General features: G+C 53.7%; 12 protein-coding genes. 2 read left to right on the forward strand and 10 right to left on the reverse strand.

The genetic code is table 11. The annotated features are described in order from the left end of the window. Positions 1–14 precede the first annotated feature (14 nt). Together ACIGCM_RS13815 and leuA are read left to right on the forward strand one after the other, a co-directional pair. Positions 15–1271 carry a mechanosensitive ion channel family protein gene (locus ACIGCM_RS13815; protein ID WP_397502637.1) on the forward strand — a complete coding sequence of 419 codons (1257 nt, stop codon included), beginning with the start codon at positions 15–17 and terminating at the stop codon, positions 1269–1271. A gap of 329 nt (positions 1272–1600) precedes the next feature. After that, positions 1601–3268, forward strand: coding sequence for a 2-isopropylmalate synthase (leuA, locus tag ACIGCM_RS13820; RefSeq protein WP_397502638.1), 1668 nt, complete (start codon positions 1601–1603; stop codon positions 3266–3268). A gap of 75 nt (positions 3269–3343) precedes the next feature. Here leuA and ACIGCM_RS13825 read toward each other — a convergent pair whose 3' ends face one another. The 10 genes from ACIGCM_RS13825 to pilW form a co-directional block, all read right to left on the reverse strand. Then, positions 3344–3709, reverse strand: a complete 366-nt coding sequence (locus tag ACIGCM_RS13825) for a hypothetical protein (protein ID WP_397502639.1) — start codon at positions 3707–3709, stop codon at positions 3344–3346. 101 nt (positions 3710–3810) lie between these two features. Further along, positions 3811–4602, reverse strand: coding sequence for an amidohydrolase (locus tag ACIGCM_RS13830; protein ID WP_397502640.1), 792 nt, complete (start codon positions 4600–4602; stop codon positions 3811–3813). Continuing rightward, a complete protein-coding gene (locus ACIGCM_RS13835; protein ID WP_397502641.1) occupies positions 4590–5738 on the reverse strand; it encodes a pyridoxal phosphate-dependent aminotransferase in 1149 nt (382 codons plus the stop codon). The genes ACIGCM_RS13830 and ACIGCM_RS13835 overlap by 13 nt, the downstream gene beginning before the upstream one ends. 118 nt (positions 5739–5856) lie before the next feature. Next, positions 5857–7329: a ribosome biogenesis GTPase Der gene (gene der, locus ACIGCM_RS13840; protein WP_397502642.1), complete on the reverse strand. Its 1473-nt coding sequence runs from the start codon at positions 7327–7329 to the stop codon at positions 5857–5859. Between the two features lie 160 nt (positions 7330–7489). Then, positions 7490–8641, reverse strand: coding sequence for an outer membrane protein assembly factor BamB (bamB, locus tag ACIGCM_RS13845; RefSeq protein WP_397502643.1), 1152 nt, complete (start codon positions 8639–8641; stop codon positions 7490–7492). Further along, positions 8634–9278, reverse strand: a complete 645-nt coding sequence (locus ACIGCM_RS13850; RefSeq protein WP_397502644.1) for a tetratricopeptide repeat protein — start codon at positions 9276–9278, stop codon at positions 8634–8636. The genes bamB and ACIGCM_RS13850 overlap by 8 nt, the downstream gene beginning before the upstream one ends. A gap of 27 nt (positions 9279–9305) precedes the next feature. Next, on the reverse strand, positions 9306–10595 hold the full coding sequence (hisS, locus tag ACIGCM_RS13855; RefSeq protein ID WP_397502645.1) for a histidine--tRNA ligase: 1290 nt from the start codon (positions 10593–10595) through the stop codon (positions 9306–9308). A gap of 25 nt (positions 10596–10620) precedes the next feature. Further along, positions 10621–11733 carry a flavodoxin-dependent (E)-4-hydroxy-3-methylbut-2-enyl-diphosphate synthase gene (gene ispG, locus ACIGCM_RS13860; RefSeq protein WP_397502646.1) on the reverse strand — a complete coding sequence of 371 codons (1113 nt, stop codon included), beginning with the start codon at positions 11731–11733 and terminating at the stop codon, positions 10621–10623. 3 nt (positions 11734–11736) lie between these two features. Continuing rightward, complete coding sequence (locus ACIGCM_RS13865; RefSeq protein WP_397502647.1) at positions 11737–12747, reverse strand: RodZ domain-containing protein; 1011 nt, start codon at positions 12745–12747, stop codon at positions 11737–11739. Further along, positions 12747–13505: a type IV pilus biogenesis/stability protein PilW gene (pilW, locus tag ACIGCM_RS13870; RefSeq protein WP_397502648.1), complete on the reverse strand. Its 759-nt coding sequence runs from the start codon at positions 13503–13505 to the stop codon at positions 12747–12749. The genes ACIGCM_RS13865 and pilW overlap by 1 nt, the downstream gene beginning before the upstream one ends. Positions 13506–13510: the final 5 nt, after the last annotated feature.

Below are 13510 nucleotides of genomic sequence, written 5' to 3' on the forward strand. Positions count from 1 at the left end.
AAGCAGGAGTTTTTATGCAACAAGAGCTAACGAATGGGTTGGAGTGGTTGCAACAACACCCCGACCTGTACACGCCGATCGCGTTTCTGGCGCTGGTATTGGTCGCGATGGTGTGTAACTGGTTGGTCAAGCGTGTACTGATCCGTGGCCTGCATGCTGTCGCATCCCATACTCGGCTTTGGCGCGAAACCAACATTCAAGAAAGCGGGGTTATCAAGCGGCTGTCGAACATAGTTCCAGCACTGATCCTGTCCAACGGTGTACACACCATTGACGGCCTGCCTGAGTCATTGGTTACCATTGTCACCAATGTCTGCAGCGCCTTTATTGTGCTGACCATCGCCCTGGCCTTTCACTCCACCCTCAACATCATCAATGCCCTCTACCAGCGCCGCCCCGACGCGCACCTTCGGCCGATAAAGGGTTATCTGCAAGTCCTGCAGATCATTATTTCGGCCATCGCACTTATTCTGATAATCGCTGCACTGATCGACCGTTCCCCGGTGATTCTTCTGTCTGGCCTGGGTGCCATGGCCGCGGTGCTGATGTTAATTTTTCAGGACACCATCTTGTCTCTGGTGGCCAGTATTCAAATATCGTCCAACGATATCGTCCGGGTTGGCGACTGGATTGAGATGCCGCAGCTCAATGCCGATGGCGACGTTATTGATATTGCCCTGCACATGGTCAAGGTGCAGAACTGGGACAAGACCATCACCAGTATCCCGACCCGGCGCTTTATTACCGACCCCTTCAAGAACTGGCGCGGCATGCAGGAATGCGGCGGCCGGCGAATCAAGCGCAGCCTCTTCCTTGATCAATCGAGTATTCGTTTTCTGAGCCCTGAAGAGATCGAAGGTTTGCAGCAAATGACCCTGCTGAAACAGTACCTGACGGATAAAACCGCCGAAGTCAGCAAGTGGAACAAAGAATTAGCAGGTGGCGCAGATGTACAGGCCAATACGCGACGCTTGACCAATATCGGCACATTTCGCGCCTACGTTGAAAACTACTTGAAACACCACGCCGACATTCACCAGCAAATGACTCAACTGGTCCGCCAACAGGCGCCAACAGCTGAAGGTCTGCCAATTGAGATCTATTGCTTCACCACAACAATATCCTGGGCCCGTTACGAGAGCATTCAATCGGATATTTTCGACCACTTACTGGCAATTCTGCCGGAGTTTGGCCTGCGGGTTTTCCAGCAGCCGAGTGGCGCAGACATGCGCGAACTACGCCAACACGCGCCGTTAAGCCAAGTGGACTGAACGGGATTTAACAGCCTTGGTTGAGTGCAATGCTTGACCAAGGCAACCGCACGCAATATTCCAACAAAAAACAGCACAAACGCGCAATTATTAAGCGCTCAGCCTGCTACAAAAACCAAAATCACCAATTTTTCCAGCATGCTTGCCAGCTTTAACCCAGCGCAGTAGTGTAGACCTATGAATACGTCTCACACCCTCATTCTGCAGCGCCAACACGCCAATCTTTGCCTGGTAAGCCAGCGACTGCGTAGCTAGTACCGCTACGCCTCGCCCACGCTACCCATTGATCTCACCTGTACCTATCAGGTCGCCGCTTCCAAGGATTTATCATGAGCATGCTTAAAGACCCATCACGCAAATACCGCGCATTTACGCCGATTAATTTGCCTGACCGCACCTGGCCATCAAAAACCATTACCGAAGTGCCTATCTGGTGCAGCTCAGACCTGCGTGATGGCAATCAATCGCTGATTGAGCCGATGGATGCAGAGAAGAAGATGCGCTTCTTCAAAACCCTCGTTCAGGTCGGGGTTAAGCAGATTGAAGTGGGCTTCCCTTCCGCCTCGCAGACTGACTTTGACTTCGTGCGCACCTTGATCACCGATGGGCATATCCCTGACGACACTACGATTCAAGTGTTGACCCAGGCTCGCGAAGACTTGATCACCCGCACCTTTGAATCACTCAAGGGTGCCAAGAAAGCCATCGTTCACGTGTACAACGCAACCGCACCGTCATTTCGCCGCATCGTGTTTAACCTCGATAAAGCAGGCGTAGTCGATATCGCCACCAATGCGGCAAAAGTGATCAAGCGTTTGGCCGAAGCACAGCCTGATACTCAGTGGACCTTCCAATACTCGCCGGAAATCTTCTCCTCTACCGAGCTGGATTTCGCCGTTGAAGTCTGCGATGCGGTGCTTGATGTCTGGCAACCAACTCCAGACAACAAAGTCATCCTCAACTTGCCGACCACGGTTGAAGTGGCGACACCAAACGTCTACGCCGACCAGATTGAATGGTTTGGCCGCAACATTAGCCGTCGCGATAGCGTTCTGATCAGCTTGCACACCCACAACGACCGTGGCACTGGCGTTGCTGCCAGTGAGTTGGGCTTGATGGCGGGCGCTGACCGGGTTGAAGGTTGCTTGTTCGGTAACGGCGAACGTACTGGCAACGTTGACTTGGTTAACTTGGCACTGAACCTCTACACCCAAGGCATTAACCCGGGTCTGGACTTCTCCGACATTGATGCCGTGCGCAAAGTAGTCGAAGAATGTAACCAGTTGCCAGTTCACCCACGCCACCCTTACGTTGGTGACCTGGTGCATACCGCATTCTCCGGCTCGCACCAGGATGCTATCCGCAAAGGCCTGACCCAGCAAAAAGCAGACGCCATCTGGGAAGTGCCTTACCTGCCAATTGACCCGGCTGATATTGGCCGCAGTTATGAAGCGGTGATTCGCGTCAACAGCCAGTCTGGTAAAGGCGGCATCACCTTCTTGCTTGAGCAAGAATATGGCGTGAGCTTGCCACGACGTATGCAGATTGAATTCAGCCAAGTGGTTCAGAAAGAAACTGACCGCTTAGGCTTGGAGATGACAGCTGAGCAGATTTACAGCCTGTTCAAAAACGAGTTCCTGCAAGCCGCCTCACCCTACGCGCTCAAGAGCCATCGTTTGCAAGAGGAAAACGGCACCAGCGCGGTAGACGTTGAAGTCATCACCGGCGGCGAAACCAAGCGCTGGAGTGGTATCGGCAAAGGTCCACTGGAAGCCTTGGTTGCGGGCCTGCCACTCGATGTGGAAATTATGGACTACTCAGAGCACGCGATTGGTGCTGGGACCAATGCCAAAGCAGCGGCCTACATTGAACTGCGTGTCAATGGCGGTCGTGCCTTACACGGCGCTGGCATTGATGAAAACCTGACAACAGCCAGTTTCCGCGCCCTGTTTAGTGCGCTGAACCGCGCACTGGTCCAGGAACAAGAAGCCGCATAGTCTGCGCTTAAAGCTCAAGTAACGCGCAAACCAACAACCCTGCCAATTGGCGGGGTTGTTTGCATTTAAGAGGGGTTAAAACAAGCGCAAGAAGAACATCAGCTCCAGAATTGCTGCCAGCATGGCCAACAGCAAGAGCAAGCAAACACCCACCGCCCGCCAATTTGAATAAAAACCCCTGGCTTGCAGTTGGGCAGAATCTGCAAAGCTGTATTTGGCATAGCCAAACATAATCAATGCTTCTGGCACAATGAGCAACTGTGCTCCATAAGCTTCAGGCAGCACTTCGCAAAAGGCAAATGTGACGATAAACAGACTGATTGCAACCAACCAGAGCCTGAATGACTCACGGCTGCGACCGAGCACGATAAGGTTATGGTGCAAAACAAAGGCGCCCGCAAGAGGCGTACCCAGAATGGTAGCGATGACAATCGCTGTCACAGAGTACAACCTAGCCTGAGCAACCTCCCGCGGACTCGTGCGATGAGCTGTACGTTCTGGATTGCTGGTCGGCGCGCGAGCATCCATCTAAATCCTTTAGATCATCCAAGTGTGAATGTGTCCGCGTCACAATCTGCGGGAAAACGCTGGCGATACTCTGCCAGATCGACACCTTTTAGAGTAAAGCACTGAACCCCTGTTACATCCTTGCAATCAAGTGTTACATCCCCCTGAAAATCTATGACCTTCGAATCACCGCTGTAAGCGTGTCCCTTACCGTCCTCGCCAACGCGATTAACCGCTACAACGAAACACAGGTTTTCAATCGCCCGAGCAGGTAGCAGGCGGTTCCAATGATTACGCCGTGCTGCTGGCCAGTTGGCGGTATACAGCAACAGGTCGGTTTGTTTGGCGTCGCGACTCCATACAGGGAAACGCAGGTCGTAACAAATAAGCGGACGTATATTCCAGCCTTTGAGATTGAACAGCGCTTGCTGCTCACCGGCGGCAAAGTGCTTGTGCTCACCTGCCATGCGAAACAGATGGCGCTTGTCGTAATAAGCCATGGATCCGTCAGGCCGAGCCCAGATCAGTCGATTGCGATAACTGCCGTCTGCTGCCTGGATAATCAGGCTGCCAGTCACCACAGCACCCATGCGAGCTGCCTGTTTGATCATCCATTGAGTACTCGGCCCGTCTTCTGGCTCAGCCAACTTGGCCGACTCCATGGAAAAACCGGTGCTGAACATTTCCGGCAGAATCACCAAATCAGCACCTTCAACAGGTGCCAGCAACTGCTCAAATCGCTCAAGGTTGGCGGCGGGGTCCTGCCAAAACAACTCACTCTGGACCAGTGCAAGCTTGAGGTCTGGCAATGTCGTTAGATCGCGCATAATTTCTCCGCGGCTTGACGCAAGGTTTCTTCTCGCTTGGCAAAACAGAACCTGACCAAACGTAGATCTCGCGGTGCTTGCTGATAAAAGACCGACACAGGAATCGTCGCGACCCCATGCTCACGCGTCAGCCACTCCGACATGGCGACATCATCCAGGTCATCACGTATGGCCGAGTAGTCAGCCAGCTGAAAGTAAGTACCCGGTGTAGGGGTAAACTTGAAGCGAGAGTCCTTGAGTAAATCACAGAACAAATCGCGCTTGGCCTGATAAAACCCCGGCAGCTCCTCAATATGCTGAGGCTGCTCGCTCATAAAATCGGCCAAAGCCCATTGCAACGGGGTGACGCCGCAGAAACTGACATATTGATGGACCTTGCGTAGCTCGGCAGTTAACGCCGGTGGTGCCACCACATAGCCCGTTTTCCAACCCGTCACGTGGTAGGTCTTGCCAAAAGAGCTGACCACAAACGCACGCTGATACAGCTCTTCATGGGCCAACACACTGGTATGGGCAACACCATCAAACACCAGGTGCTCATACACCTCATCGCTGATCAGATAAATATCGCGATCACGAATGAGGTCGGCCAACTGATCAAGCTCCGCACGGCTGATCAGGGCCCCACTCGGGTTGTGCGGTGTATTAAGGATGATCAGTCGGGTTTTATCACTGAGTGCATCTGTAAATTGCTGCCAATCGATTGAAAAATCCGGCAAGGCCAAGGGCACATGAATACAGCGCCCGCCCGCCAGTTCCACTGAGGGTTCGTAGCTGTCGTAACTGGGGTCAAATACTATGACTTCGTCACCCGAATGGATAAGCGCCTGAATGGCACAGAAGATGGCCTGAGTTGCACCCGGGGTGATAGTCACCTCAGTATCGGCGCTGACGGCGCTGCCATAACAGTGAGCAATTTTAGCGGCGACTTGCTCACGCAGCGCCGGTAAACCGGTCATCGCCGTGTATTGGTTATGACCGGCGGCGATATGTCGACCGACAGCATCACGCAGCGCCAGCGGGCCATCAAAATCGGGAAAGCCCTGGGACAGATTCAAGGCACCCGTTTCCATGGCCAACTGAGACATGCGGGTAAAGATGGTTGTGCCAACATTCGGCAATTTGCTGATGATCATCACAGATTCCTGCTGCACACGCCCGACGAGGCGATTAATAGGCTCAGGATAACGGATCATTCAAACATGAAAAAGGCGTCCATCGGACGCCTTTTTAAACACCAGTACAACAGCCAGACTAGCGCTTGTCTTTACGCTTTTTCTCAGCTTTTTTATGGTGGCTCATCAAGCGACGCTTCTTGTTCACCTGACGGTCAGTAAGGGTGTTTTTATTGCCCTCGTACGGGTTCTCGCCACCTTTGTACTCGATGCGGATTGGTGTCCCAACCAGCTTGAGAACGCGACGATAGGTGTTTTCCAAGTAACGAGAATAGGCACGTGGCACTGATTCAACCTGGTTACCGTGGATCACGATCAGCGGCGGGTTGGCACCGCCCAAGTGGGCGTAACGCAGCTTGATCCGGCGGCCATTAACCAACGGCGGCTGATGCTCGCGCACTGCATCTTCAAGGATCTGAGTCAGGCGGTTAGTCGGCCAGCGGGTAATCGCGGACTGGAACGAAGCCTGAACCGACTTATACAGGTGGCCCACACCGGTGCCATGCAAAGCCGAGATGAAGTGAATATCGGCAAAGTCGACGAAGAACAACCGACGCTGCAACTCAGTTTTCACGTAATCGCGCTCGCTGGGCTCCATGCCATCCCACTTGTTGAGGGCAATAACCAGCGCACGACCACTTTCCAGCACAAAACCAAGCAAGTTAAGGTCGTGATCGACCACCCCTTCACGGGCGTCCATGACGAACACCACAACGTTGGAGTCTTGGATCGCTTGCAGGGTTTTAACCACCGAGAACTTCTCGACAGCTTCAAAAATCTTGCCACGGCGACGCACACCGGCGGTGTCGATCAGGGTGTACTTCTCGTCATCACGCTCAAACGGGATGTAGATGCTGTCACGCGTGGTGCCCGCCTGATCATAAACGATCACTCGGTCTTCACCGAGCATGCGGTTAACCAGCGTCGATTTACCCACGTTTGGACGACCGATAATCGCCAGCTTGATACCGTCTTTCTCGCTCGGGCCAGGAATGCGCTTGGCTTCTTCGCCTTCAGCAACATCCTCAGCTTCTTCGCCCTCTTCCAGCTCGCCCGCATCTTTCGGGAAACGGCTAAGCACAGCTTCGAGCATCTGCGAGATGCCACGGCCATGAGCGCCGGCAATGGCCAGCGACTCGCCCATGCCCATTGATGCGAACTCAGCACGTGCCAAATCAGGGTCAAGATTGTCGACCTTGTTGATGATCAGGTGGCTGTCCTTGTTGCGCTTGCGCAGGTGCTCACCAATCATCTGGTCAGAGGCAGACAAGCCCGCTCGCGCATCAACCAGGAACAACACCACATCGGCTTCTTCGATAGCTTGCAGCGACTGCTCAGCCATCTTTGCGTCAATACCTTCTTCATCGCCGGAAATACCACCGGTATCAACGACAATGTAGGTGCGTCCCTGCCACTTGGCCTCGCCATACTGACGATCACGGGTTAAACCCGACAGGTCACCAACGATGGCATCGCGGGTCCTGGTCAAGCGGTTAAATAGCGTGGACTTACCGACGTTCGGTCGGCCCACCAGGGCAATTACGGGAACCATTAGGCTCTCCACTTCGTTATTTCAGAAAATACAAAGGCCGCTGCATAAGCAGCGGCCGGAATTTGCAGCGAGGCTTGTACACTACAAAGCAGCATAGACAAGCCTGTCATTTCAAAGCGTATGAAAACTATCAAGCTTTCACACAACCTTGAGTTGCCCGCTATTTGATGGTGTAGGCGACCAATTTACCGCTGTTGCCAAAGGCATACAGCCAGTCACCATCCACCAGTGGGCGGGCACGTAAGCCATCACTGTCAACATGCTCACGGCCGACAAAGCGTCCGTCAACCTGGCTGATCAAGTGCAGATAGCCTTCAAAATCACCAAATACAACGTAGCTGGAAAATACTTCTGGAGCCGACAACTGGCGACGGGCCAGCGCGTCATTGCTCCACAGTGCCGATGCAGAGCGCTCATCGATACCTTCAACCGTGCCACTGGCCAAGCTGACATAAACAGTGCCAAAGCCTTCAGCGACACCCACTGAACTAGAGGCCTCACGCTGCCAAAGCACGCGCCCAGACTCCAGATCCAGAGACGCGACACGGCCCTGATAGCTGACCACGTAAAGCTTACCGCCGGACAGCAACAGGCCGCCGTCAATATCAACCACGCGATCCAACTCGGAGCGGCCCTGTGGAACAGCAACACGTTGCTCCCAGACAGGGATGCCACGCTGGGCGTCCAAGGCAATCACTTTACCGCTGGATAATGCCGCAATTGCCAGTGTACTGGTCAGCAATGGCGCACTGGTGCCGCGCAATGTCAGGACCGCTGGCGTGTTATCAAAACTCCAGCGTTGATTACCGGTATCGGCATCAAAGGCAACCAGACGGTCATCCTGAGTCTGCACCAGTACGATATCACCGTTAACAGCAGGTGCCGAGAGCACTTCGCTATTGACGCGGGCGCGCCATTTCTCTTCACCGTTGGTGGCATCAAGGGCAATAATCTCGCCTTTCTCAGTGCCCAGCAAAACCAACCCGTAACCCGCGCCTACAGCGCCAGAAACCGGTAGTTCGAGGTCTTCTTTCCAGATGACATCGCCGGTCTTGCGATCCATGGCGATGACAATGCCCTCAACGTCAGCAGCAATGATCTTTTCGCCATCAATCGCTGGCTGAAGCATGTTGAACGTTTCGCCTTGACCATCGCCAATCGAACGATCCCATTGCTCATTGAGCTCAACTTCTGCGGTGAAGTCAGGGAGTTCTGCTGGGGGCAGTTCCTTCTTGCTATTGCTACTGCAACCTACGGCCAACAAGGCCAGGCTCAGTAGTGCGATATTCTTCCACCGAATCACGTCACGCATCCCCTTTCGCTAGGTCGTCCAGCTTGATTTGCAAGCCACCAACCGCTGCATCTTCTGACAGGGCAGACTTGGCTTTCTCATAGGCTGCGTGGGCATCATTGGCGCGACCCAGCTTAACCAGCAAGTCACCCTTGAGCTCTTCACGACTCGCCAGAAATGCTTTGTCAGCATCGCCATCAAGCAGTTTCAAGGCATCTTCCGTTTTATCCTGCGCGGCCAGTACACGTGCCAGACGCTGACGCGCCAACTCTTCTAGCGTTGCATCAGCGGGCTTATCAACCACTGCTTGCAGTTCGTTGGCAGCATCTTTGAGCTCACCGGCTTCAACCGCGACTTTCGCCACAAACAAGCTGCCGTACTGCGCATAATAAGTGCCGCCGTACTCACTGCTCAGCTTGCCGGCCAGTTCAGCGACTTTGCCGGTGTCCGGCTTGCCACTTGGATCAAGGGCAGTTTCCAGCAATTGCTGGTAAAGCATTGAGGCACCTTGGGACTGATTGGCTTGATACTTCTGCCAACCCTGCCAACCGAGCACTGCAATTAGCGCCAAAGCACAACCTGCCATCAGCGGCTTACCGTTGTGCTGCCACCAGTCCTTGATTACCGCTAATTCTTCTTCGTCGTTACGCGAAACCACCCCAATACTCCTTATCCGCTAATTCGCTTAAGCCTGTTTGAGGCTGGTTGCCAAGTGTTCAGCCAGAACATCCCAGGCAATGCTGTTTTGTTCGCCTTGACCACGCAGCGGCTTGCAACCTACCACTTGCTGGCCCAGTTCGTCTTCTCCCATGACCAGAGCGAATAACGCACCACTCTTGTCGGCTTTCTTCAGTTGGCTTTTAAAGCTGCCAGCGCCCGCATTAACCTGCAGGCGTAAACCCGGGATTTTGTCACGTAATTGCTCGGCCAACGGGATAGCAGCCAGCTCAGCGGCCTCACCAATAGCACAGAGGTACACATCTACCGTACGAGCGATTTGCGCAGGTACTTTCTCGAGTGTCTCAATCAGCAAAAGCAGACGCTCAATGCCCATGGCGAAACCAACACCGGTGGTCGGCTTGCCGCCCATCTGCTCAACCAGCCCATCATACCGGCCACCGGCACAAACTGTCCCTTGTGCACCCAATTTATCGGTGACCCACTCGAATACAGTTTTGCTGTAATAGTCGAGGCCACGTACCAACTTAGGATTGATCACATAGGAAATGCCAGCAGCATCAAGACGCGCCTTGAGGCCGGCGAAGTGTATGCGTGATTCTTCGTCCAGATAGTTTTCAAGCTTCGGCGCATCAACCAGCAGCGCCTGAGTCTCTGGCGACTTGCTGTCAAGAATACGCAGTGGGTTGCTTGAAAGACGGCGACGGCTGTCTTCATCAAGCTGATCAATTCGCGCGGTGAGGTACTCAACCAGCTCGCCACGGTAGACCGCGCGGGCTTCACTGGTGCCAAGGCTGTTCAGTTCAAGGGTAACTGCATCACCAATACCGAGCAGCTTCCACAGCCGCCAGGTCAGCATGATCAGCTCGGCATCGATATCCGGGCCAGGCAGGTTGAACACTTCAAGGCCGATCTGGTGGAACTGACGATAGCGGCCTTTCTGCGGACGTTCGTGACGAAACATTGGCCCGATGTACCACAGCTTCTGAGTTTGTCCGCCACCAGACAAACCATGCTCAAGCACCGCTCGTACACAGGCCGCTGTGCCTTCAGGGCGCAAGGTCAGTGAATCGCCGTTGCGGTCCTCAAAGGTGTACATCTCTTTTTCAACGATATCGGTGACTTCACCAATCGAGCGCTTAAACAACTCGGTGAACTCAACAATCGGCATACGAATCTGTCGATAGCCGTAGCCATCCAGCAGACCTGCAACTGTGGCTTCAAAATAGCGCCACAATGGGGTTTGCTCTGGCAGGATATCGTTCATGCCACGAATGGCTTGCAGGGGCTTACTCAATTCAATTCCTTAGGCATCAAAGCTCTTAGCTGCGAACAATCACAGCGGCATCGGCTGCGAGCTTTTCAGCGGCTTTCTCGCGAATCAATCGTTCCAGATTATCCACGAGGTTTTCGTTATTCAGTTTTTGTGCAGGCTTGCCATCAATGTAAATCAGGTTGTTCGGTGAACCACCCGTCAAACCGATATGGGCCTCTTTTGCTTCACCGGGCCCATTGACCACACAGCCTATGACGGCAACATCCAAGGGGACCAGCAGGTCATCCAAACGGCCTTCAAGGTCGTTCATGGTCTTGACCACATCAAAGTTCTGCCGTGAACAACTCGGGCAGGCAATGAAATTGATCCCACGCGAACGCAGACGCAAAGATTTGAGGATGTCGAAACCGACTTTGATTTCTTCAACTGGGTCGGCAGCCAACGAGATGCGAATAGTATCGCCAATTCCGTCAGCAAGCAGCATGCCCAAGCCCACGGCCGATTTTACCGTACCCGAGCGTAAACCACCGGCCTCAGTAATACCCAAGTGCAAAGGTTGCTCGATTTGCTTCGCCAGCAAGCGGTATGCCGCCACAGCCATAAACACATCAGAGGCTTTAACACTGACTTTGAAATCAGGGAAATTCAGCCGATCCAAGTGCTCAACATGGCGCAGCGCCGACTCAACCAATGCCTCTGGGGTCGGCTCGCCGTATTTCTTTTGCAGGTCTTTTTCCAGCGAACCGGCGTTGACCCCGATACGGATCGGAATACCTTTGTCACGCGCCGCTTCAACTACCGCACGGACGCGGTCTTCACGGCCAATATTGCCCGGATTTATACGCAGGCAATCAACACCCAACTCAGCCACACGCAGGGCGATCTGGTAATCGAAGTGGATATCCGCAACCAAGGGCAGGTTTACTTGCTTCTTGATCTTGCCGAATGCCTCTGCGGCATCCATATCGGGCACAGAGACCCGGACGATATCAGCACCGGCTTCTTCCAAACGACGGATTTGCGCCACGGTGGCAGCCACATCATTGGTGTCGGTGTTGGTCATGCTCTGCACCGAGATCGGCGAATCGCCACCTACCGGTACTGAACCAACCCAGATTTTACGCGACAAGCGACGCTTGATCGGAGATTCACCGTGCATGAGTTAAAGCCCCAGTTTCAGGCGTGCTGTTTCGCCAGTCGCATAGGGTGCGACATCTACAGCCTGACCGTTGTAAGTCACCTGCGCACCACTGGCAAAACCAAGACGCAGTTCTAAAGGCGCTTTACCGCTGACGTTTAGGCTTTCACCGGCTTTCTTCAAGCCGCTATACACCACTTTGCCGTTGGCATCTTTGAGCTGCAGCCAGCAATTAGCGGTGAAGTTAATGCTAACGTTACCCTCACCTTCCACGGCTGCAGGTGCAGGTGCTGGGGTCGGCTCAGAAGCAACCAGTGGTGTGTCAGTTGAAGGCGTCGTGGCTTCTGCTGCAGCTGCAGGCGCGTTATCAGTTGTAGCCGTTGGCGCAGGGGTGGTCGACTCAGTGGCCTGGGCATTGTCTACTTGCGCCGCATCACCTTCTGGCTCAGGGGACTCAGTGAGTGAATCGCCCGTTCCCGGCAGGGTTAGTTCGGTTTCACCTTGCGCAGCTGCGACGGCCTGATCTTCTGGCTCATCCAAAGCGTGAATCTGAGTAGAACCATCGGCCCCCTCAACCTCAACGTGCTCAATCCCGGCAACGGCAGCATCTTCAGCCTGACGATTAGCCTGCTCTTGCCACCAAAAGAAACCTACGGTGCCCAAGACAACCAACAAGGCGAAGCTGACAAAACGCAGAATCTTCTGAGAATAGTTAGTCGGCTCTTCAATACGCCCCAGACTCTGAACATTGCTGGCCGCTACGCTGCTGCCTGTGAACTGGTCAAATTCATTGACGATTTGTGCCTGATCAACACCCAGCAATTTTGCATAGGTGCGCAAATAACCACGGGCAAAAGTAGTGCCAGGCAGTTTGTCGAACTGGCCTGCTTCAATCTGACCAAGACGTTCAGGGGTTAGATTAAGCTGTGCGGCGACCTCAGCAATCGACCAGTCTTTGGCCTCTCGCGCCATGCGCAGGGTTTCACCGGGATTGACGCGATTTGCTGCTATAGCTTCAGGTGGCGCCGATTTCATCATTGCTCCGACAGGTATTGCTTGTATTCCGGGGTACCGGGATACAAACGTTTGAGTTGCAGACCTAGACTGGCTGACTTGTCACGGTCTTCAAATACTTTGGCAAGACGCGCACCTAACAACAGGCTTGCAGCGTTTTGCTCACTAATAAGGCTGTAACTATCGTAGTAACGCCGCGCAGAAACATAGTCCAGCTCTTTGTAGGATATCTCAGCCATCTCAAGCAACGCACGTGGCTGGCGGCTATTTAAACGCAGCGTGCGTTCGAAATAGTGTTTAGCCTCAGCAGGCTTGTTCAGTGCTAAAGCAGTAACCCCAAGATTCTCAAACACCCGCGAACGCTCCGGGTAGAGGTTATCTTGCGCGGCTTTCTTGTACTGTTCCAGTGCTTGATCGTAACGCTTTTGCTCAAACAAAAAGCTGCCATAGTTATTCAACAGCCGTGCATCGCTTGGACGTTCAGAAATGGCTTTGCGGTAGTGTTCATCTGCAAGTTTGGGCTCCATTTCGAGCTGGAACACCAGAGCCAGCGCTGCATGCGCATCAGCGCTGGATGAGTCAAGTTCAAGGGCTTTTTTCAGTGGAACCTTGGCCCGTTCACTGGAGCCTTGCTGAATGTAACCCAGCCCCAGCTGAATGTAGGCATCACGCGCGTCCTCACGGCCCTTCTCAGTTCTCATCGGATCAACATCACCGGTCGTAACACAGCCTACAAGCAGGCTGGCAAGCAACAAGAACAGCGCGGGGCGCAGGGTCATGAAAG

It is taken from the genome of Pseudomonas sp. NPDC078700, from assembly GCF_044542375.1.
Classification (GTDB): Bacteria; Pseudomonadota; Gammaproteobacteria; order Pseudomonadales; family Pseudomonadaceae; genus Aquipseudomonas.

Coding starts and splice junctions, on each gene's coding strand:
- ACIGCM_RS13815 (WP_397502637.1), top strand. CDS start 15: ATGCAACAAGAGCTAACGAATGGGTTGGAGTGGTTGCAACAACACCCC.
- leuA (WP_397502638.1), top strand. CDS start 1,601: ATGAGCATGCTTAAAGACCCATCACGCAAATACCGCGCATTTACGCCG.
- ACIGCM_RS13830 (WP_397502640.1), bottom strand. CDS start 4,602: ATGCGCGATCTAACGACATTGCCAGACCTCAAGCTTGCACTGGTCCAG.
- ACIGCM_RS13835 (WP_397502641.1), bottom strand. CDS start 5,738: ATGATCATCAGCAAATTGCCGAATGTTGGCACAACCATCTTTACCCGC.
- der (WP_397502642.1), bottom strand. CDS start 7,329: ATGGTTCCCGTAATTGCCCTGGTGGGCCGACCGAACGTCGGTAAGTCC.
- bamB (WP_397502643.1), bottom strand. CDS start 8,641: ATGCGTGACGTGATTCGGTGGAAGAATATCGCACTACTGAGCCTGGCC.
- ispG (WP_397502646.1), bottom strand. CDS start 11,733: ATGCACGGTGAATCTCCGATCAAGCGTCGCTTGTCGCGTAAAATCTGG.
- ACIGCM_RS13865 (WP_397502647.1), bottom strand. CDS start 12,747: ATGAAATCGGCGCCACCTGAAGCTATAGCAGCAAATCGCGTCAATCCC.
- pilW (WP_397502648.1), bottom strand. CDS start 13,505: ATGACCCTGCGCCCCGCGCTGTTCTTGTTGCTTGCCAGCCTGCTTGTA.